General features: G+C 35.3%; 16 protein-coding genes, 22 tRNA genes and 2 rRNA genes. 33 read left to right on the forward strand and 7 right to left on the reverse strand.

All coding sequences use genetic code 11. From position 1 onward, the window contains the following. From J5Y03_RS13855 to J5Y03_RS13970, 24 genes are all read left to right on the forward strand, one after another. Positions 1-122, forward strand: a 23S ribosomal RNA gene (locus tag J5Y03_RS13855); the annotation flags it as partial. A gap of 117 nt (positions 123-239) precedes the next feature. After that, positions 240-355: ribosomal RNA gene (gene rrf, locus J5Y03_RS13860) — 5S ribosomal RNA — on the forward strand. Between the two features lie 6 nt (positions 356-361). Beyond that, positions 362-437 (forward strand) — tRNA-Val (locus J5Y03_RS13865). A gap of 16 nt (positions 438-453) precedes the next feature. Continuing rightward, positions 454-526: transfer RNA gene (locus tag J5Y03_RS13870), tRNA-Thr, on the forward strand. Positions 527-534: 8 nt separating this feature from the next. After that, positions 535-610 (forward strand) — tRNA-Lys (locus J5Y03_RS13875). A gap of 19 nt (positions 611-629) precedes the next feature. Continuing rightward, positions 630-713: transfer RNA gene (locus J5Y03_RS13880), tRNA-Leu, on the forward strand. A gap of 16 nt (positions 714-729) precedes the next feature. Next, a tRNA-Gly gene (locus tag J5Y03_RS13885) sits at positions 730-804 on the forward strand. A 6-nt stretch (positions 805-810) separates the two neighbouring features. After that, positions 811-899 (forward strand) — tRNA-Leu (locus J5Y03_RS13890). A 7-nt stretch (positions 900-906) separates the two neighbouring features. Further along, a tRNA-Arg gene (locus J5Y03_RS13895) sits at positions 907-983 on the forward strand. 24 nt (positions 984-1,007) lie between these two features. Beyond that, positions 1,008-1,084: transfer RNA gene (locus J5Y03_RS13900), tRNA-Pro, on the forward strand. Positions 1,085-1,098: 14 nt separating this feature from the next. Then, positions 1,099-1,171: transfer RNA gene (locus J5Y03_RS13905), tRNA-Ala, on the forward strand. 24 nt (positions 1,172-1,195) lie between these two features. Next, positions 1,196-1,269 (forward strand) — tRNA-Met (locus J5Y03_RS13910). A gap of 15 nt (positions 1,270-1,284) precedes the next feature. Beyond that, a tRNA-Ile gene (locus J5Y03_RS13915) sits at positions 1,285-1,361 on the forward strand. 11 nt (positions 1,362-1,372) lie between these two features. Beyond that, positions 1,373-1,465, forward strand: a tRNA-Ser gene (locus J5Y03_RS13920). Positions 1,466-1,487: 22 nt separating this feature from the next. Beyond that, positions 1,488-1,564, forward strand: a tRNA-Met gene (locus J5Y03_RS13925). A 3-nt stretch (positions 1,565-1,567) separates the two neighbouring features. Next, positions 1,568-1,643: transfer RNA gene (locus tag J5Y03_RS13930), tRNA-Asp, on the forward strand. A 6-nt stretch (positions 1,644-1,649) separates the two neighbouring features. After that, positions 1,650-1,725 (forward strand) — tRNA-Phe (locus tag J5Y03_RS13935). Positions 1,726-1,779: 54 nt separating this feature from the next. After that, positions 1,780-1,855 (forward strand) — tRNA-Thr (locus tag J5Y03_RS13940). A 5-nt stretch (positions 1,856-1,860) separates the two neighbouring features. Beyond that, positions 1,861-1,936, forward strand: a tRNA-His gene (locus J5Y03_RS13945). A gap of 1 nt (position 1,937) precedes the next feature. Then, positions 1,938-2,008, forward strand: a tRNA-Gly gene (locus J5Y03_RS13950). 17 nt (positions 2,009-2,025) lie between these two features. Then, positions 2,026-2,102 (forward strand) — tRNA-Ile (locus tag J5Y03_RS13955). 212 nt (positions 2,103-2,314) lie between these two features. Next, positions 2,315-2,389 (forward strand) — tRNA-Asn (locus tag J5Y03_RS13960). A 9-nt stretch (positions 2,390-2,398) separates the two neighbouring features. Further along, positions 2,399-2,489: transfer RNA gene (locus J5Y03_RS13965), tRNA-Ser, on the forward strand. A 13-nt stretch (positions 2,490-2,502) separates the two neighbouring features. Beyond that, positions 2,503-2,574, forward strand: a tRNA-Glu gene (locus tag J5Y03_RS13970). Positions 2,575-2,798: 224 nt separating this feature from the next. Here J5Y03_RS13970 and J5Y03_RS13975 read toward each other — a convergent pair. Continuing rightward, positions 2,799-3,119, reverse strand: coding sequence for a hypothetical protein (locus tag J5Y03_RS13975; protein ID WP_209406609.1), 321 nt, complete (start codon positions 3,117-3,119; stop codon positions 2,799-2,801). A 295-nt stretch (positions 3,120-3,414) separates the two neighbouring features. Between J5Y03_RS13975 and J5Y03_RS13980 the strand changes: the two genes are divergently transcribed. The 8 genes from J5Y03_RS13980 to J5Y03_RS14015 all read left to right on the forward strand — a co-directional run bounded on the left by J5Y03_RS13980 (position 3,415) and on the right by J5Y03_RS14015 (position 13,679). Continuing rightward, complete coding sequence (locus J5Y03_RS13980; protein ID WP_209406610.1) at positions 3,415-3,882, forward strand: GNAT family N-acetyltransferase; 468 nt, start codon at positions 3,415-3,417, stop codon at positions 3,880-3,882. Positions 3,883-4,220: 338 nt separating this feature from the next. After that, complete coding sequence (gene glgB / locus J5Y03_RS13985) at positions 4,221-6,182, forward strand: 1,4-alpha-glucan branching protein GlgB (RefSeq protein WP_209406611.1); 1,962 nt, start codon at positions 4,221-4,223, stop codon at positions 6,180-6,182. After that, positions 6,130-7,257 carry a glucose-1-phosphate adenylyltransferase gene (locus J5Y03_RS13990; RefSeq protein ID WP_209406612.1) on the forward strand — a complete coding sequence of 376 codons (1,128 nt, stop codon included), beginning with the start codon at positions 6,130-6,132 and terminating at the stop codon, positions 7,255-7,257. The genes glgB and J5Y03_RS13990 overlap by 53 nt, the downstream gene beginning before the upstream one ends. A gap of 49 nt (positions 7,258-7,306) precedes the next feature. Continuing rightward, positions 7,307-8,326: a GlgC family sugar phosphate nucleotidyltransferase gene (locus tag J5Y03_RS13995; protein ID WP_209406613.1), complete on the forward strand. Its 1,020-nt coding sequence runs from the start codon at positions 7,307-7,309 to the stop codon at positions 8,324-8,326. Beyond that, positions 8,320-9,753, forward strand: coding sequence for a glycogen synthase GlgA (gene glgA / locus J5Y03_RS14000; protein WP_209406614.1), 1,434 nt, complete (start codon positions 8,320-8,322; stop codon positions 9,751-9,753). Before J5Y03_RS13995 ends, glgA begins: the two co-directional genes overlap by 7 nt. A gap of 19 nt (positions 9,754-9,772) precedes the next feature. Next, positions 9,773-12,181, forward strand: a complete 2,409-nt coding sequence (locus J5Y03_RS14005) for a glycogen/starch/alpha-glucan phosphorylase (protein ID WP_209406615.1) — start codon at positions 9,773-9,775, stop codon at positions 12,179-12,181. A gap of 64 nt (positions 12,182-12,245) precedes the next feature. Beyond that, a complete protein-coding gene (locus J5Y03_RS14010; protein WP_209406616.1) occupies positions 12,246-13,043 on the forward strand; it encodes a lipase family protein in 798 nt (265 codons plus the stop codon). A gap of 183 nt (positions 13,044-13,226) precedes the next feature. After that, complete coding sequence (locus tag J5Y03_RS14015; protein WP_209406617.1) at positions 13,227-13,679, forward strand: NUDIX hydrolase; 453 nt, start codon at positions 13,227-13,229, stop codon at positions 13,677-13,679. 303 nt (positions 13,680-13,982) lie between these two features. Here the strand turns inward: J5Y03_RS14015 and J5Y03_RS14020 are convergent, their stop codons facing one another. The 6 genes from J5Y03_RS14020 to J5Y03_RS14045 all read right to left on the reverse strand — a co-directional run bounded on the left by J5Y03_RS14020 (position 13,983) and on the right by J5Y03_RS14045 (position 18,388). Then, entirely contained in the window at positions 13,983-14,324 is a 342-nt protein-coding gene (locus tag J5Y03_RS14020) for a DUF952 domain-containing protein (RefSeq protein WP_209406618.1), read from the reverse strand. Between the two features lie 85 nt (positions 14,325-14,409). Further along, positions 14,410-15,276 carry a PhzF family phenazine biosynthesis protein gene (locus tag J5Y03_RS14025; RefSeq protein ID WP_209406619.1) on the reverse strand — a complete coding sequence of 289 codons (867 nt, stop codon included), beginning with the start codon at positions 15,274-15,276 and terminating at the stop codon, positions 14,410-14,412. Positions 15,277-15,376: 100 nt separating this feature from the next. Further along, positions 15,377-15,808 carry a VOC family protein gene (locus J5Y03_RS14030; RefSeq protein ID WP_209406620.1) on the reverse strand — a complete coding sequence of 144 codons (432 nt, stop codon included), beginning with the start codon at positions 15,806-15,808 and terminating at the stop codon, positions 15,377-15,379. Positions 15,809-15,994: 186 nt separating this feature from the next. Continuing rightward, complete coding sequence (locus J5Y03_RS14035) at positions 15,995-16,543, reverse strand: DUF1003 domain-containing protein (protein WP_209406621.1); 549 nt, start codon at positions 16,541-16,543, stop codon at positions 15,995-15,997. Between the two features lie 366 nt (positions 16,544-16,909). Then, positions 16,910-18,085: a NupC/NupG family nucleoside CNT transporter gene (locus tag J5Y03_RS14040; protein WP_209406622.1), complete on the reverse strand. Its 1,176-nt coding sequence runs from the start codon at positions 18,083-18,085 to the stop codon at positions 16,910-16,912. Between the two features lie 147 nt (positions 18,086-18,232). Continuing rightward, on the reverse strand, positions 18,233-18,388 hold the full coding sequence (locus J5Y03_RS14045) for a XapX domain-containing protein (RefSeq protein ID WP_209406623.1): 156 nt from the start codon (positions 18,386-18,388) through the stop codon (positions 18,233-18,235). Positions 18,389-18,821: 433 nt separating this feature from the next. Here J5Y03_RS14045 and J5Y03_RS14050 point away from each other — a divergent pair, with 433 nt between their 5' ends. Continuing rightward, on the forward strand, positions 18,822-19,055 hold the full coding sequence (locus J5Y03_RS14050) for a spore coat associated protein CotJA (protein ID WP_209406624.1): 234 nt from the start codon (positions 18,822-18,824) through the stop codon (positions 19,053-19,055). Positions 19,056-19,057: the final 2 nt, after the last annotated feature.

Raw genomic sequence — 19,057 nt, forward strand, 5'->3', positions numbered from 1 at the left:
ATGAGATTTCCCATAGCGTAAGCTAGTAAGACCCCTGAGAGATGATCAGGTTGATAGGTCAGAGGTGGAAGCGTGGTGACACGTGGAGCTGACTGATACTAATCGGTCGAGGACTTAACTAAAATTCAGTGATGACATTATCTAGTTTTGAAGGTATAAGCCTTTTAAAAAGTTAAAAAAACAGTTGACTTTAAAAGACATTATGTTATAATAATAAATGTCGCTAAGTTGACAATATATCAAGTGATTATGGCAAAGAGGTCACACCCGTTCCCATCCCGAACACGGAAGTTAAGCTCTTTAGCGCCGATGGTAGTTGGGGGCTTCCCCCTGTGAGAGTAGGACATCGCTTGGTTGTTGTGGAGGATTAGCTCAGCTGGGAGAGCACCTGCCTTACAAGCAGGGGGTCGGCGGTTCGAGCCCGTCATCCTCCACCATTTAAATTCATATTACGCCGACTTAGCTCAATTGGTAGAGCAACTGACTTGTAATCAGTAGGTTGAGGGTTCAAGTCCTTTAGTCGGCACTCTTTACGAGCCATTAGCTCAGTTGGTAGAGCATCTGACTTTTAATCAGAGGGTCGAAGGTTCGAATCCTTCATGGCTCACCATTTTTAAATTAAATAATATGCGGGTGTGGCGGAATTGGCAGACGCACCAGACTTAGGATCTGGCGCCTTTGGCGTGGGGGTTCGAGTCCCTTCACCCGCACCATTTTTAATCAGTATATGCGGAAGTAGTTCAGTGGTAGAATACAACCTTGCCAAGGTTGGGGTCGCGGGTTCGAGCCCCGTCTTCCGCTCCATATGCTGCCGGGGTGGTGGAATTGGCAGACACACAGGACTTAAAATCCTGCGGTTGGTGACAACCGTGCCGGTTCGAGTCCGGCCCTCGGCACCATTTATATGCGCCCGTAGCTCAATTGGATAGAGCGTTTGACTACGGATCAAAAGGTTAGGGGTTCGAGTCCTCTCGGGCGCGCCATATAAATTAAACTGCAACTCTAAACGGGAAGTGGCTCAGCTTGGTAGAGCACCTGGTTTGGGACCAGGGGGTCGCAGGTTCAAATCCTGTCTTCCCGACCATTTAAATCAATTATGGGGCCTTAGCTCAGCTGGGAGAGCGCCTGCCTTGCACGCAGGAGGTCAGCGGTTCGATCCCGCTAGGCTCCACTTGGAAATGTTTAATAATAATATGGCGGTGTAGCTCAGCTGGCTAGAGCGTACGGTTCATACCCGTGAGGTCGTGGGTTCGACTCCCTCCGCCGCTACTTATATTAAATTTCGGACCTTTAGCTCAGCTGGTTAGAGCAGACGGCTCATAACCGTCCGGTCGTAGGTTCGAGTCCTACAAGGTCCACCACTTATAACAATGGAGTAATACCCAAGTCTGGCTGAAGGGATCGGTCTTGAAAACCGACAGGGGTGTAACAGCCCGCGGGGGTTCGAATCCCTCTTACTCCTCCATTTATTTTTAAAACAATATTATCGCGGGGTGGAGCAGTCTGGTAGCTCGTCGGGCTCATAACCCGAAGGTCGCAGGTTCAAATCCTGTCCCCGCAACCAAATGGTCCCGTGGTGTAGCGGTTAACATGCCTGCCTGTCACGCAGGAGATCGCCGGTTCGATCCCGGTCGGGACCGCCATTAGATGGCTCGGTAGCTCAGTCGGTAGAGCAGAGGACTGAAAATCCTCGTGTCGGCGGTTCGATTCCGTCCCGAGCCACCATCTAATATACTGCGAAGATCAACGTATCGCATTTAGTCTTAACATTCATATTAAGCCGACTTAGCTCAATTGGTAGAGCAACTGACTTGTAATCAGTAGGTTGGGGGTTCAAGTCCTCTAGTCGGCACCATCGTGGCGGTCGTGGCGAAGTGGTTAACGCATCGGATTGTGGCTCCGACATTCGTGGGTTCGATTCCCATCGTTCGCCCCATGCGGGTGTAGTTTAATGGTAAAATAAGAGCCTTCCAAGCTCTGGTCGTGGGTTCGATTCCCATCACCCGCTTTTAATATAATATATGTGGGCCTATAGCTCAGCTGGTTAGAGCGCACGCCTGATAAGCGTGAGGTCGATGGTTCGAGTCCATTTAGGCCCACCATTTATATTTATTAAAAGCAATACAAATTATTCTCAGTAACACATAAAGATTACGTTGCATTATTCCGCAGTAAAGCGTAAACATCTCGAATCAACTCCGATGTAGCTTTGCGAGGAGACAGAATAATCTCCTAAGAATAACCTACTGCGACGAGCAGCGCAGCTACACATAATATATTTAATCCATATATTAGTTCATAACACTATCATTATTCCGCAGTAGCTCAGTGGTAGAGCACTCGGCTGTTAACCGAGTGGTCGTAGGTTCGAATCCTACCTGCGGAGCCATTTTTATATAGAGAAGTACCCAAGTGGCTCAAGGGGCGCCCCTGCTAAGGGTGTAGATCGAGTAATCGGTGCGAGGGTTCGAATCCCTTCTTCTCTGCCATATTTTTTTTTTTGGCCCGTTGGTCAAGCGGTTAAGACACCGCCCTTTCACGGCGGTAACACGGGTTCGAATCCCGTACGGGTCATACTTAAAAACCTTCAATCTACTAGATTGAAGGTTTTTTTGTTTAGGAAGTTAGGTTCTAGGTTAAATGGCACTTTGCCATTTGTTAGGGTATGAGAACTATATAGCTTGATGTGGTTAAAAGGAGAATTTTTAAGGAATGAGTAAGATTTTTTGAGCTTCTCATACAACTGTTGTTAAAGGTTTGAAGAAATCTTTAAAGTGATTCAAGAAGTATTAGGAAAGCTATATTTCTTTCCAATAGTAGCCTATCATTCCAATGAAAGAAACGATCGTATAGGTAATTGAAACATAAAGTGCAAAAGGATATTTACCAGGATAGTTTGTCTCTTCATAATGTTGTTTAATACCTGAAGCCGCCTGTGCTTGATTATCTATATTGACAGAAAAATTACCCTTTCCTGATAGAAATAGTAATACTAATGTGAAGAATAGTCCTATTCCAAAAGCCCAATCAATCATTTTCGAATTCATCAGATTAGATAATAAGTATGTTGCTCCAAACAATATACATAAAGTAATAATGAGAGATAATAGCTTTTTCATATCAACACTTCCTTCCTTATATCATCTTTTTTTGTAAGTAAAATTTAAAAAAAGTTTTAAGTGTATAAATAATATTCCCTCATTGAATATAATACACCTTTGTTTTTCGGAATATTGTGTTAAAGTAGCTATAATCCATTTATCCCGCATTAACGGGCAGTAAGACCCTCTCCTCAAGATTGAGAGGAAGGCGAAGGAAGATAGGTATGGGATAACTGTCCGTAAAAAGCCCGATTGGTTCAACTAACCATCAGTGGGGGAAGTTTCACTTTATTAAACAATTGAGGTGAGTTTTTTGAAAATCAGGTTAGAGAAAGCAATCGTTTCTGATGCTAAAACAATTTTTGATATGCAGGTAAAGGCTTTTACACCATTACTGGAAAAGTATAAAGATTATGATATTAGCCCTGCGAATGAAAAAATCGATAGAACTCTTGCAAGGATCAATAATCGTAATGGTGGTTTTTATAAGATACTAGCTGATAACATTCTTGTAGGTGCAATTTGTATATGGAGGAATAAAACTCAATTTTGGATTAGTCCTATGTTTATATCTCCTAAGTATCAAGGAAGAGGGATAGCACAGAAAGCAATACGTTTAGTAAAGTCAATGTTCCCTGAAGCAACTAGTTGGGAATTAGCTACACTTTTGGAGGAAAAACGTAATTGTTACCTTTATGAAAAAATGGGATTTATTCAAACTGGAATAAGGATGAAAATAAATAATCGAACAACGCTTGTTTATTATAGATTGGAGTGTTAGGAAAATAAGGAGAATCCATATTATAAGGTATGAATGTAAGCTTTTTTGATTTCTTTATCATAAAAAATAATATTGAGGTACTTACATAATTGATCAATTTGATCTCTTAAGTAAGTACTTTTTTATTCTAAAAAAGTAATATTAATAAGTTTATATATGGTAAGGATGCATATTTATACAAAGATATACTTCGACATATCTTGATGAAATTTGACAAATCCTTGTGAATTAAAGCGTTTACATTAAAGTTTCAAAAAAATGAAATAAAAAAATGAATTATTTTTGCATATTCAAGAGGATTGAAACATTTTATATAGAATATGTAGATTAGTAGAATTATGGAAAATCATTATGAGGTGAGAAGATTGTTGGAAACTCGGCCGACTGATTTTGATGTACATTTATTTCATGAAGGAAGTTTATTTAAAAGCTATGAGTGTTTTGGTGCGCACATAACTGTGCAAAATCGTAAGAAGGGCACAGTTTTTACTTTGTGGGCACCACACGCTGAAAGAGTTTCAGTAATTGGTAATTTTAATGACTGGAATGGTGAACAGCATGTAATGGAAAAGGTAAACGACGAAGGAATTTGGTCACTATTTATTCCAAAGATTGCTCAAGGTGAAATTTATAAATATGAGATTTTAACAGAGCAAGGAGATAAACTCGTAAAAAGTGATCCATTTGCTTTTTTTAGTGAAATGAGACCAAATACTGCTTCGATTGTGTATGAGTTAGAAGGGTATAAATGGATGGATTCGAAGTATCTAAAGCAAAAGGAAAGTAAAAATGTATGCAATGAACCAGTTGTCATATATGAGGTGCATCTAGGCTCTTGGAAGATAAAAGAGGATGGAAGCTTTTATACATACCGTGAAATAGCAGATGAATTGATTCCATATGTAAAAGAACATGGGTACACTCATCTTGAACTATTACCTATCATTGAACATCCTTATGATCGGTCTTGGGGCTACCAAGGTGTAGGGTATTATTCTGTAACAAGCCGATACGGGACTCCACATGATTTTATGTACTTTGTTGATCAATGTCATCAAAATGGTTTAGGTGTCATTTTGGACTGGGTTCCTGGTCATTTCTGTAAGGATTCTCATGGTTTATATCTATTTGATGGAAAGCCAACATACGAATATGAACATCATGATGTTCGTGAAAATGAAGTTTGGGGAACGGCGAATTTTGATCTATCAAAGCCAGAAGTTAGAAGTTTTTTGTTATCAAATGTGTTATATTGGATGACTAAATTTCATATAGATGGATTTCGGGTAGATGCAGTTGCAAATATTTTATATTGGACTAAGTCTTCTCAGCTTGAAGAGAATCCGTATGCAGTGAATTTTTTACAGAAATTAAATGAGGTTGTTTTTGAAACCAATCCTAATGCCTTAATGATTGCAGAAGATTCAACAGATTGGCCACTCGTAACAGCACCAACTTATGATGGTGGACTTGGATTTAGCTTCAAATGGAATATGGGATGGATGAATGATGTTTTAACCTATATGGAAATGGAACCAAGTGAAAGAAAGCATCACCACAATCGGATGACTTTTTCATTTTTGTATGCTTTCTCAGAGAACTTTATTCTTCCACTATCGCACGATGAAGTAGTGCATGGGAAAAAATCATTGTTAAATAAAATGCCAGGGAGCTATGAGGAAAAGTTTGCTCAGTTACGTGCTTTATATGGCTATTATATCAGCCATCCTGGAAAAAAATTATTATTTATGGGAAGTGAATTTGGTCAATTTGATGAATGGAAGGACTTAGAACAGCTTGATTGGTTTATAAAAGATTATGAATTGCATTCTAAAATGAATGTGTATATGAAAGATTTATTATCTCTCTACCAAAAAAATAAAGCACTTTACCAAATTGATCATCACTGGAATGGGTTCCAGTGGATTGATGCAAATAATGCTGAGCAAAGTGTATTTTCTTTTATTCGTAAAGGAACGAATGAAGGAGATTATGTTGTCATCATATGCAATTTTAGAGAAATAGCATATGAAAAGTATCGAATTGGTGTTCCTCATAAGCATCGCTACAAGGAATTATTAACAAGTGATTATAAGCAATATGGAGGAATTGGAAAAGTAAACCGTTCTTCTATAGAAGCTGAAGTAATTCCGTTTCATGGTCTACCATATAGTATTGAGATTTCATTACCAGCATACAGCTTTACAATTTTACGTCCAGTAAAATCAAGGAAGGGGAATGTTAGCAATGGTCCAGAAAAAATGCGTAGCAATGTTATTAGCAGGGGGAAAAGGGAGTAGATTAAGTTCTTTAACGAAAGAGCTAGCAAAGCCTGCAGTCGCTTTTGGTGGGAAATATCGAATTATTGATTTTGCATTAAGTAATTGTACAAATTCTGGTATTGATACAGTAGGGGTGTTAACACAGTATCAGCCTCTTGTATTAAACTCCTATATCGGAATTGGGAGTGCGTGGGATCTAGATCGATTAAATGGAGGAGTTACGGTTCTTCCTCCTTATTCAGAGGCCTCAGGTGTAAAGTGGTATACAGGAACGGCTTCTGCAATCTATCAAAATTTTAATTATATTAAGCAGTATCGTCCAGAGTATGTACTCATTTTATCAGGGGATCACATTTATAAAATGGATTATAGTAAAATGCTTGATTATCATATTGAAAAAGATGCAGATGTTTCCATTTCAGTGATCGAAGTGCCTATTGAGGAAGCTAGTCGTTTTGGAATTATGAATACAAATGAAGAAATGGATATCATTGAATTTGAGGAAAAACCTCAGTTTCCGAAAAGCAACCTAGCTTCAATGGGAATTTATATCTTTAAGTGGAGCGTATTAAAGGAATTTTTGGAAATGGACGATCGTAATCCTGAGTCAAGCAACGATTTTGGGAAAGATGTCATCCCATTATTACTGGAAGAAAAGAAAAAGGTAGTAGCGTATCCTTTCCAGGGGTATTGGAAGGATGTAGGAACTGTTAAAAGCTTGTGGGAAGCTAATATGGATTTACTAAATGATGAAAGTGAGCTAAATATTTATGATCGAGATTGGCGTATTTATTCTGTCAATCCAAATCAGCCACCACAATGCATAGCTCCTACAGCTGAAGTAGAAGATTCGTTAATAACAGAAGGATGCATTGTTGAAGGAAAGGTAAATCATTCAGTACTATTTCAAGGCGTATCAATCGGAAAAGGCAGCTATATAAAAGATTCGGTTCTTATGCCTGGATGTGTGATTGGTGAGAATGTAAGTATAGAAAATGCTGTAGTTGCTCCAGAAATGATTGTAAATGATGGTAGTGTGATAAAGCCTATTAAAGGGCATGAAGAAGTTGTTTTAGTAACAAATGAAGCATAATCTATGCTGAATTCTTCAAAATAGACTAGTAGATTGAGAGGGTTAACTGATGAAACAAACAATGTTAGGAATCATAGAGGTTTCTACTCACTTTGAGTCATTACAAGCATTAACGAAGCATCGTCCACTAGCTACACTACCATTTGCTGGACGTTATCGATTAATTGATTTTATTTTAAGCAATATGGTCAATTCCGAAATCACAAGCGTTGCAGTGTTCCCAGATAAGCCATATCGATCAATTATTGATCATCTTGGATCTGGTAAGCATTGGGATTTAAATCGTAAGCGCGATGGCTTATTTATCTTTACACCTGAGCCACAAGATGGTGCATTTGGATCGTTTGATTTTATTGAAAAGCATATTCAATTTCTTTTGAGATCAACACAAAAGTATGTAGTCGTCGCTAATACATATACGATTTGTTCAGTTGATTTTCGCCAGATCTTAAAGCGTCATATTGAAACAAAATCTGATATTACCGAGCTTAAGCAATTTGGTCGTTCCCTTAATATTTACATATTAGAAAAGGAACTACTCTTGAAACTTTTTGAAAACTTTCATGAAAAAGGGTATGAGACCATTATGGATGTTGTACGGGATGAGTACAACGGTGTCAGAATTGCTCCATATGAAATTACTCAATACGTGGCAAAAATTCAATCAATCGAAGACTATTATGAACATAGCTTGAAATTATTGCAGCCTGAAATTTGGAAACAGTTATTTATCGAATCGAACCCAATTTTTACAAAAGTAAAAGATGAACCTCCAACGAAATATGCGAAACAGGCAGTTGTTAAAAATTCAATCATTGCAAATGGATGCATTATTGAAGGAAATGTTGAAAACTGTGTCATTTCAAGAGGTGTTAAGATTGGGAAAAATACGATTATACGAAATTGCGTTGTTATGCAAAAAACAATCATTGGCGATAATTGTATATTAGATGGTGTGATCTTAGATAAGGATGTTGTTGTTCGAAATGATGTTGTCATAGAAGCAGAAAAAAATGAACCCGTTGTCCTTCAAAAAGGGTCTGTACAAGGAGCGTTGTTAAAGTGGTAAACGTATTATTTCTAGTTTCTGAATGTGTGCCCTTTGTAAAGTCTGGAGGACTAGCAGACGTAGCAGGAGCACTTCCTAAATCCTTAAAAAAACTTGATATCGATGTCCGTGTCATGCTTCCATTTTATTCTCTCATTCCAGCAAAATACCGTGATGAGGCAACTCTTGTTAAGGAGTTAGAAGTAGAACTAGGATGGAGAAAACAATATTGTGGTTTATATGAGCTTCATTATGAAGGATTAACTTATTATTTTATCGATAACGAATACTATTTTGACCGTCCATCACTATATGGTCAGTACGATGATGGAGAGAGATTCGCCTTTTTTGTAAAAGCTGCTATTGAATGTATTTCTGAGTTAGATTTTATTCCTGATATTGTACATTGCCATGATTGGCATACAGCAGTTGTACCATTTTTAATTAAAGAATATAACGCCCTAGAACAAGTAAATCCGGAAGTAAAGACTGTTTTTACAATTCATAATTTGCAGTTTCAAGGAGTTTTTCCAAAAGAGGTTTTGGAGGACATACTTGGGATAGATCCTCACTATTTTACAGAAGAGTATTTTAAATTTCACGATTGTATTAATTTCATGAAAGTAGGAATTGGATCAAGTGACTTAATAACTACCGTAAGTCCTACTTATAAAAATGAAATCCAATATAGTTTTTTTGGTGAAAAATTAGATGGCTTATTACGTTCTTACCAAGATAAGTTAGTAGGCATTGTAAATGGGATTGATGAAACAATTTATGATCCTTCTACTGATCGAAAAATTCATTTGAATTATGATGAGTGTTCAATTGAAAATAAGCTTGATAATAAACTAAAGTTGCAAGAGTCGCTCGAGTTACCAATTCGAGAAGACGTTCCCGTAATTGCCATGGTTTCTAGGTTAACATCCCAAAAAGGAATCGACCTAATACAAACAGTTTTTCGAGAGTTAATGGACTTTGATTTACAGTTCGTAGTTTTAGGGACTGGTGAGGAGCAATTTGAAAACTTTTTTAAAGATATGGAACATAACTATCGAGATAAAGTAAGGTCTTATATTGGATTTGATGAAGAGTTTGCACATCAAATTTACGCAAGTGCTGATTTATTTTTAATGCCTTCGTTATTTGAACCATGTGGTTTAGGTCAATTAATTGCAATGAAATATGGTTGTGTTCCGATTGTGAGGGAAACCGGTGGCTTAAATGATACGGTTGAATCATATAATGAAGCAATGAAAACAGGCAATGGCTTTACATTTGCAAATTATAACGCTCATGACATGTTAAATACGATTGAACGAGCATTATCCATTTATACGGAAAAAAATCAGTGGAATCAAATTATACGAAATGCAATGACGAGTGATACAAGCTGGTTAAAATCAGCTAAAGAATATACGAAACTATATCTTCAGTTAAAACGCTGAAAGCGGGTGGGGGGATTCCATGTTTTCTAGTGTGGATGAGTTTGTACGGTCATATAAAGAAAAACTAGAACATATGCATGGGAAGCAATTAGCAGAATGTAATTCAAGGGAACAATATGAGACATTAGGTACAATGGTTAGGGAATATTGTAGTCGTGATTGGCTTGCTACAATGGAGAAATATCGGTATGAAAAACAAAAGCAAGTATATTATTTATCCATCGAATTTTTATTAGGAAAACTACTAAAAAGTAATTTAATTCATTTAGGAATTAGGGAATTATGTGAAGAAGGCTTGAAAAGATTAGGTATTTCATTAACAGGACTTGAAGAGGTTGAATGTGATGCAGGACTTGGTAATGGAGGTTTAGGTAGGCTGGCAGCTTGTTTCTTAGACTCTTTAGCATCACAGGACCTCCCAGGGCATGGTTGTGGAATACGTTATAAGCATGGATTATTTGATCAACGTATTGTAGATGGATACCAAGTTGAATTACCAGAACAATGGTTAAAGTACGGAAATGTGTGGGAAGTTAGACGAGATGATCAAATTGTACAAGTGACATTTGGTGGAGAAGTTGAAACATATTACTCTAAAGATCGTTTGGAGTTTCGTTTGAATGGAGCGGAAACCATTTCAGCTGTTCCTTACGATTTACCAATCATTGGCTATCGTACAAATACGATTAATTCTTTACGGCTTTGGAGTGCGGAACCTTCATCGCATTCACCAAATCGATCGCTCATGAAGTATAAAATAGAGACAGAGGCAGTATCTGAATTTTTATACCCAGATGATACACATATTGATGGAAAAATCTTACGGTTAAAGCAGCAATACTTTTTAGTATCAGCAAGTATTCAGAGAATACTAGCTTCATATAAAGAACAAAATAGTTCTTTATTAGAATTACCTGACCAAGTAGCGATTCATATTAATGATACTCATCCTGTGTTAGCTATTCCTGAAATGATGAGAATATTAATTGATGAAGAAAAGTTAGATTGGGATACTGCTTGGGATATTACGACGAAAACAATTTCTTATACAAATCATACGACACTTTCTGAGGCGCTTGAAAAATGGCAAATTGATTTATTTAAACCACTTTTACCGCGAATCTATTTAATTGTTGAAGAAATTAATGAACGTTACTGTGCAAAGCTATGGGAAAAATACCCAGGTGACTGGCAACGAATTGAACAAATGGCGATTATTGCTCATGGAGTTGTCAAAATGGCACATCTAGCAATTGTGGGGAGCCATAGTGTGAATGGAGTAGCAGAAATGCATACTGATATATTAAAGAAAAGAGAAATGCGGTTATTTTATGAATATGAGCCAAATAAATTTAATAACAAAACAAATGGCATTACACATAGAAGATGGCTTTTACAATGTAATCCAGAACTTACTTCTTTAATAAATTATTCCATTGGTGACGCATGGATAAAAGACCCTACTAAGTTAGTTGAGCTTTTAAATTGGAAGGAAGACCGTGTCTTTTTAAATGATTTTGCAGATGTAAAACGAAAGCGTAAAACAATTTTAGCGAATTATATTCATTACAAAAATGGTATTTCTATTGATCACTCATCAATATTTGATATTCAAGTGAAACGAATGCATGCTTATAAGCGTCAATTATTGAATGTGCTTCATATTATGTATTTGTATAATCGATTAAAAGAAGACTCACGTTTTGAAATTCATCCACGCACATTTATTTTTGGGGCAAAGGCTTCACCAGGATACTACTACGCAAAAAAAATTATCAAACTAATTCATTCCGTAGCAGAAATCGTTAACAATGACCCTTATGTAAAAAATTTTATTAAGGTTATTTTCATTGAAAATTTTCGAGTTTCTCTTGGAGAAATTATTTATCCAGCAGCGGATGTGAGCGAACAAATTTCTACAGCAAGTAAAGAAGCATCAGGTACTGGAAATATGAAATTTATGATGAATGGTGCGATAACGTTAGGAACACTAGATGGTGCAAATATTGAGATATTAAATGAAGTTGGAGAAGAAAATCTATTTATATTTGGTCTAACTGCAGAGGAAGTACTTAGTTATTATCAAAATGGTGGATATAAAAGTAGTGACTATTACCATCATGATACTAGAATTAAGAAAGTTTTAGATCAATTAATAGGTGATTATTTTCCGCTTCCTAGCGTTGAGTTTGAGCCAATTTATGATTCATTAATGTCATATAACGATGAATACTTCTTATTACGTGATTTTTCTTCCTATGTTGATGCTCATGAACGATTGAATAATGCCTATTTAGATAAAACGAAATGGTCTAAAATGAGCGTTCATAATGTTGCAAAATCGGGATATTTTACAAGTGATCGAACGATTCGGCAATACGCTGAAGACATATGGAATATCGAACAACATACATTACATCATTCCTAGAAGAGGTAGTCCCATTTTTAAGAGTGGGGCTATCTGCTTCATCTGTTTAAAGGAGTGGACAGATTTGAAATTACTAAAAATGGATGTTGATGAAGCGATTGAATTATTAAAATGTTGCCAGGAAACATATGTTCAATGGGAAACTGACGGCTCATTTACAGTCCCTTCTGGATATAATATCATTGCTGCATTTAAAGCAAAAGCTTTAACAGACTTTGAATGGTTTGGTTTTATTATTGAAAATGAAAAGAAAGTAATTGTTGCATTTCGAGGAACAAAGTCAGATTTAGATTGGCTAGCTGATTTAAAAATTGAGCAAACAGAATTCCCTTACGGCAAAGATTGTGGTTTAGTTCATGCTGGTTTTTTATCAATCTATTCCTCTGTTCGAAACGAATTATTAACAATTCTTAAGGCAGTTGATTCGAAGAAAAGGTTATGTGTCACTGGGCATAGCCTTGGTGGAGCATTAGCAACACTTCTTGGATTTGATATCGCACTTCAAAAAATATTTCCTTCATTGTATGTATACACATTCGGTATGCCCAAAATAGGGAATAGAGCGTTCAAGCATAAATACGATGAATGTGTAAATAACTCATTCCGCATCGCAAATTTATATGATTTAGTCCCACTCTTGCCCCCTTATTCAATTGAATACAAGCCGCTACACATCCAATTAGAGTATGTTCAAGTTCATCATGGAAAAACTTTTGCTGTTAGCACAGGAAATATGGTTAAAAATCATAAGATAGAAGCTTACTTTGAAGGACTTGAAAAAATGAAGATTAATAATGAATATACGCCAACTTATTCATATAAATCTAGAGATGAAGAGCAGCAAATTAAAGATTCTTCTTAATTTCCTACCATTAAACCTACAAGAAAGTCTTTCAAATACCTCCTAATTAATACTAGATCCTATTAAAGAAATGTAAAAATAGCCTTGGTTACTTTTAGATAAAAATAGAATAAACTAATCTAGAAGAGGATTAGTAGATTTTAGTATCTTAAAAGTAACGGTTCTTTAATAGGAGGTAGGGTAATGGGATATATTGAAAATCTCAGAAAAGTTATTGGCAAGCAACCATTAATCCTAGTTGGCTCGGTTGTTGCTGTAATAGATGACGAAGGAAGAATATTATTACAGAAAAAAACGAATGGGATATGGAATATTCCAGGAGGATTATTAGAGTTAGAAGAATCAACTGAAGAAGCAGCTAGAAGAGAAGTTTTTGAAGAAACAGGGATTAAAATTGGTGAACTTAAACTCGTGAATGTATTTTCTGGAAAGCAATTTTTTAACAAACTAGCAAATGGAGATGAATTCTATCCAGTAACAATTGCGTATCTTTCAAGAGATATAAAGGGCGGGGCATTGAAGGCAGATGGAATAGAAACACTAGAAGCAAAATACTTTAATATGAATGATTTACCAAACGAAGTTAGTCCTCTAGTAAACAAACTAGTTCGATATTATAATGAAATGGTCAGTTAATGAATTGAGAGAGTTTGTAAACAATGCAGGAAAGTCTTTCAGAGTAACAGGATGAAAGACTTTCTTTCTTTTTATTAGGCTATTTTCGTAAACATTGTTGCTATTTAAGTATGTGTAAGTTGCTTTCCACTCCAGGATGCTCGCTTTCCTAGGAGCGTGAGCTGAGCCTCCTCGTCGCTATCGCTCCTGTGGGGTCTCAGCCTTCCCGCATCTCCCACAGGAGCCCGGCACCCTTCCGTTCCAATCAACTTCTGCCTTTTAAATTACAAAAATTAAAAGCAACAATCTTTAGAAAAAGAGCCTTTATTTAAATTCACTTAGAAGATGAAAAGAACCTTCTGCTAGTTTTTCGAAAGGTACAATTTCTGCTACTGAATCAACATTTAATGGTCCATAAATGTGAGGATATTCTTCTCCGTTCGATGCTAATTCATATTTAATTTCTGCATATACCAACTCAGAATTTAGGATTAATAATATAACTTCTGATTCATTTTTAAAATGTTTATTAGCTACCTCGATTGATTGATGTAGGAAAGAACAATGGATAAATCCTTCAGTAATTAAAGATTGTTCGTTAAGCTCTCCCTTTAGTTTAAAAGCTTCCCAATTTTTACGTGTAATAACTTTTGTAATTCTGTTCATTTTTTTTATCCCCTGTATAAATAGTACTATATATTATATCATCAATTAAATTTTTGAAAGTCTTTTAAAGGATTGTTATAGCTCCTTAAATAGAAATATATTTTTCTTTAAAATTAGAAGCAAATCCCCCAACATAAAGATCTGTAATGATTCCGTGATTAGTAGATACATTCACAAATATCTCTGAAGGTTGATCCATTCCATATCCTTGTTCAAAGGTAAAAGTATTTTGTTTTATATAGTTTTGATTACGTTTTATTAAGTAACATGCTAGTGCTGCGTTTGATGTACCAGTAGCACTTTCTTCTGGAATATCAAAGAGAGGGGCGAAGTTTCTACAATGGGCAGTGGAATGATATAAAGTTTCCAATGTAAACACATGATAGCCAGTTACATTATGTTTTTTACTTATTTTAGTAATACTTTCCATATTAGGAGTAATATTTAATAAATCTGAAAGTCTTCTTATAGGAATAATGATATCGCGTAAGCCTGTAGATACAATTTGAATGGGAAAATCAGGTATTAGTTTTTCTATGTCTAAGTTTAAAGATTTAATGATTTCTTCGCGTGGAAGTATTTCAAGAAATTCAGGAAGGTTTTGTTGTAAAGATACCATTTTATTATTATGTAGTTGAACAGCTAGCCTGCCAGCTTTCGTTTTTATTGTGTACATTTTTGTATTTATTTCTTTAATTTGATCTAATAAGGAGAAAGTAGCGATTGTTTCGTGTCCACATATATCAACTTCTTCATTTGGTGTAAAATACTTAATTTCATAATCTGAATTTGTAGAGGGAAGAACAAAAGCGGTTTCTGAAAAATTTAGTTTGGAGGCAATAGCTTGCATAGATTTTGGTGTAAGACCCTCTGTATCTAAAACAACTCCAGCTGGATTTCCACCTTTATTGTCTTTTGTGAATGCGTTTAGAATATAGGTTTTAAGCTTCAATCTAGTCACCTCGCTCTTTTTCCATATTTTATCATGAAATAGTTGTAGAAATTGAAATAAAAAAAGCACCAAAAAAAAGATGGTGCTTTTAAATAGAAAATTATTTAATATCAGCAGTGTTTGTTGTAACTTGCCAAGTTATTCCGAATTTATCTGTTAATTGTCCGTATGATGGACTCCAGAACGTTTCTTGAAGTGGCATGATTACTTGACCACCTTCTTGCAATTTTTCAAAAACCTCTTTAGACTTTTCAACATTGTCCACTGAAATTGCTACTGTTACTTGTGATCCAGTTTCTTGAGGTTGACCTGGGAATGTATCAGAGATCATAAGATCAGTATTGTTAATTTTTAAATGTGCATGCATAACACGATTTTTTGCTTCCTCTGGAATAGGGAATTCCGGATTTGCAGGCATTTCTCCAAACGTTACTGCACTTACAACTTTTGCATCCAAAGCATTTTCATAAAGTTTAACAGCTTCCTGTCCATCACCATTTAAAACTAAATAAGGGTTAATACCTAAAATCATTAGAAACACCTCTTTTTAATATTTTTTGGCCAATAGTACTTAAGCTAAATTCTTGATGTGAAAGAACAAATGTTCCTATTTTATTTTACCATATATTTCATACGCTAGCAAATCTAGTTTTCATAAATTTCAAAAAAAAAAATGATCTTCAGCTAGAAGACCATTTTTTCATAAAAGAGTATTTATTCACTCTGATTTGTGTTGTTTCAGCAATTCTTTAATTTCTGTCAATTGACTTTCTATATGATGCAAACGGCTTTGCATATCGTCGATTTCTTGCTCTGCTTTATAGTTAATCGCAAAATCGATAACAGATTCGTGTTTATCTCGAGTAGCTTGACGGTTTTGGCTCATCATAATGACAGGTGCTTGGAATGCTGCGATAAAAGATAAACATAAGTTCAGCAAAATATAAGGCGGGGCATCAAAATGCCACGCTTTTGTGATTGAAAGGCTATTCCAAATTATCCAACCAGCAAGGAAACAAGCAAACCAAGTGATGAATCTCCAGCTACCACCGAACTGTGCGATTTTATCTGCTAGTCGGTCTGCCCACTTTGTACGTTGTGTATAATCACTATCTAACTGATGAAGAATTTCTGATTCATATCGATCGACAAGTCTGTCAATACGTGATAAATTTTCTTGATTTAAATCAATATCAAACCCTTGAATTTTCGCAGGTTCTTGTTTTTGTGCTTTTAAGTTCATTTGTTTCCAAATTCTTTGTACCATTTCATAAACCTCCTCTTTTTTGAGGAAGTCATCATTATGAAGTCTATATAAGATGGAAGCTACTTTTATGAAGTAATCCATCTTGGATATTCAGTTGTATGACTTCCTCTGACCTGGTAGGTCCTATGTCCGACTCCCCAATAATTGGACTACCCATAAAACAGTTCCACCTCTCTTTATTGTTAAAGTACTCTAACATTATATTGTATCTTCTCACATTTGACTATTCGATTATTGAAATATAATTTATTTCTCATTAAATAGAATGTATAGATGGTGTTATTTTTTAACTTTTTTAAGAGCATAACTTAATAAGTTTCCTCTTTATTGGAAATAATAAAAGAAGCGCCAACAAGGCGCTTCTTTTTACATGAATAGTCCAACGATTGTTCCTGTAAGAACAGAACCCATAGTTGCAACTAATAATACTTTTAAACCAACTTTTGCTAACATACTAGCTTTTTCACCATTGATTGCTTTAACAGTTCCGATGATGATACCGATAGAAGAGAAGTTAGCAAATGATACTAAGAATGCTGAAACTACAGCAACAGTTTTAGCTGACATATGAGGAATCATTTTCATAAAGTCAAGCATCGCAACGAATTCGTTTGCAGCTACTTTTGTACCCATTACTGAACCTGCTTTAACCATTTCACTTGTAGGAATACCCATTATATAAGCGATTGGTGCAAACACATATCCTAATAAATCTTGGAACGACATTCCGATAGTATGGCTAAACACGTAGTTAACCATTGAAAGTAAACCAATATAAGTAATAAGCATAGCTCCTACGATTAAAGCAACCCTACCACCATCTAAAGCTCCATTACCAATTGCTTCGAATAAAGATTTTTCTTGAACCATTTCTTTTACGTCGATTTCGTCATCTTCACCTGCTTGTACAGGGAAAACGATTGAAGAAAGAATTAATCCACTAAATACATTAATAGGAAGTGCAATTAAAACATATTTAGCAGGAATCATTTGCATATAAGCACCTAAAATAGAACAACTAACGGCTACTAAAGAAGAAGTACATACTACAAACAAACGGTTAGCACTCAATTTATGAAGTTGAGACTTTACAGATAAAATAGCAGTTGTGTCACCAAATACCATAGAGTTTACAGCTACGAATGATTCGATTTTTGGAAGACCTGTAATTTTAGCAACAGCTCCACCGATATATTTAATTGCTAAAGGTAAAATTCTAGTATAAGTTAAAATGCTAAGTAAAGCTGATACGAAAATAATCATCATTAAAACGTTTACAAAAAATAGACCTTGTTTCGATAAACCACCAAATACAAATGCAATACCATCATTACCAAAAGATAGGACTTTATTAAAAACATCTATTACGTCTTGTAATACTACTTTACCGATAGAAGTATTTAACATAAACCAAGCAATGACTAATTGAACAGCTAACATAATTCCAATTGCTTTATAATTGATATTCTTCTTATCGTTAGACATTAGCCAAGCAACACCGATTAGAAGTAATATTCCAATTATGCTTATAAATAATGACATTTCTTTTCCCCCTAGAAATCTTCTATATGTTTAAAATAAATAATAGCAAATTAAAATCACCAACTCGTTAGACATAAGATGTCTGACAATGAAAATGATGTAAGATGTCTGACAATCAGAAAAATGAAATCGCTTTACTTTTTTCGTTTAAAAAAATAGTTGAACTATCTTCATTCCTGCCCAAACTCCAAATATACCACAAATTGCAGAAAAAACTGGTGGTGCAGGTATCGGTAATTTAATGAGCGTGAATATTATACCAACAATTAGTCCTGCAAGTAAACTCATAAGAATTTCATGCATCAAACTTCCTCCTAATTAATTCGCTGATTCACAATATCAATAATAAATGCGTTTTCATAAACAGACTACATGTAAATTTTGGAAAAAATAAGGTCTTTTTCTATTTTGCTATTACTACTTTATCTAATCCTTTGTGTATCAAGGACCAAGCACTTATATAGAAGAATCTAGGGGTATAAAGGTAGGGGGAAATTACAAAATACTTTATCTTAATTTGTTCGATTTTAATATGAAATAAACTATGAATAAACAAAAAATATTAGATTATTTTAATGTAATCTAAGTGTTTATTACGATAATAAGGTCACTAGTTAAGTGAATGTGGCAAGAGAAATGATGACATATCGAAATAAAAATTGGAATAACATGTGATTCAAAAAAATAAAATTGGAAGTGAGGAATAGTGGAAAGTTTTGTTGAAGGAGGTGTAACGATGGTAGGCCCAACTCAGTCTTACACAACAACAAAGTCTTATACGCCTTATCGAGGGAAATTTGATCCTTGTCCACCGATTGGACAAAAATTCTATTCTACCCCACCAAATTTATACGTAGGATTTCAACCTCCCAATTTAGAACAATTTTCTTATCGAGAAGCTTTACGAAAAGGAACACTCTGGCCAATTTTTTATGATCATTATGAAAATCCTTATAAAAATAGGAGGTAATG

Source organism: Gottfriedia endophytica, from assembly GCF_017814275.1.
GTDB lineage: Bacteria > Bacillota > Bacilli > Bacillales > Bacillaceae_G > Gottfriedia > Gottfriedia endophytica.

Excerpts from the sequence above, each read along its gene's own strand:
- J5Y03_RS13975 (WP_209406609.1), bottom strand. The coding sequence starts at position 3,119 with ATGAAAAAGCTATTATCTCTCATTATTACTTTATGTATATTGTTTGGA.
- glgB (WP_209406611.1), top strand. The coding sequence starts at position 4,221 with ATGGAAAATCATTATGAGGTGAGAAGATTGTTGGAAACTCGGCCGACT.
- J5Y03_RS13990 (WP_209406612.1), top strand. The coding sequence starts at position 6,130 with ATGGTCCAGAAAAAATGCGTAGCAATGTTATTAGCAGGGGGAAAAGGG.
- J5Y03_RS13995 (WP_209406613.1), top strand. The coding sequence starts at position 7,307 with ATGAAACAAACAATGTTAGGAATCATAGAGGTTTCTACTCACTTTGAG.
- J5Y03_RS14005 (WP_209406615.1), top strand. The coding sequence starts at position 9,773 with ATGTTTTCTAGTGTGGATGAGTTTGTACGGTCATATAAAGAAAAACTA.
- J5Y03_RS14015 (WP_209406617.1), top strand. The coding sequence starts at position 13,227 with ATGGGATATATTGAAAATCTCAGAAAAGTTATTGGCAAGCAACCATTA.
- J5Y03_RS14020 (WP_209406618.1), bottom strand. The coding sequence starts at position 14,324 with ATGAACAGAATTACAAAAGTTATTACACGTAAAAATTGGGAAGCTTTT.
- J5Y03_RS14030 (WP_209406620.1), bottom strand. The coding sequence starts at position 15,808 with ATGATTTTAGGTATTAACCCTTATTTAGTTTTAAATGGTGATGGACAG.
- J5Y03_RS14035 (WP_209406621.1), bottom strand. The coding sequence starts at position 16,543 with ATGGTACAAAGAATTTGGAAACAAATGAACTTAAAAGCACAAAAACAA.
- J5Y03_RS14040 (WP_209406622.1), bottom strand. The coding sequence starts at position 18,085 with ATGTCATTATTTATAAGCATAATTGGAATATTACTTCTAATCGGTGTT.
- J5Y03_RS14045 (WP_209406623.1), bottom strand. The coding sequence starts at position 18,388 with ATGCATGAAATTCTTATGAGTTTACTTGCAGGACTAATTGTTGGTATA.
- J5Y03_RS14050 (WP_209406624.1), top strand. The coding sequence starts at position 18,822 with ATGGTAGGCCCAACTCAGTCTTACACAACAACAAAGTCTTATACGCCT.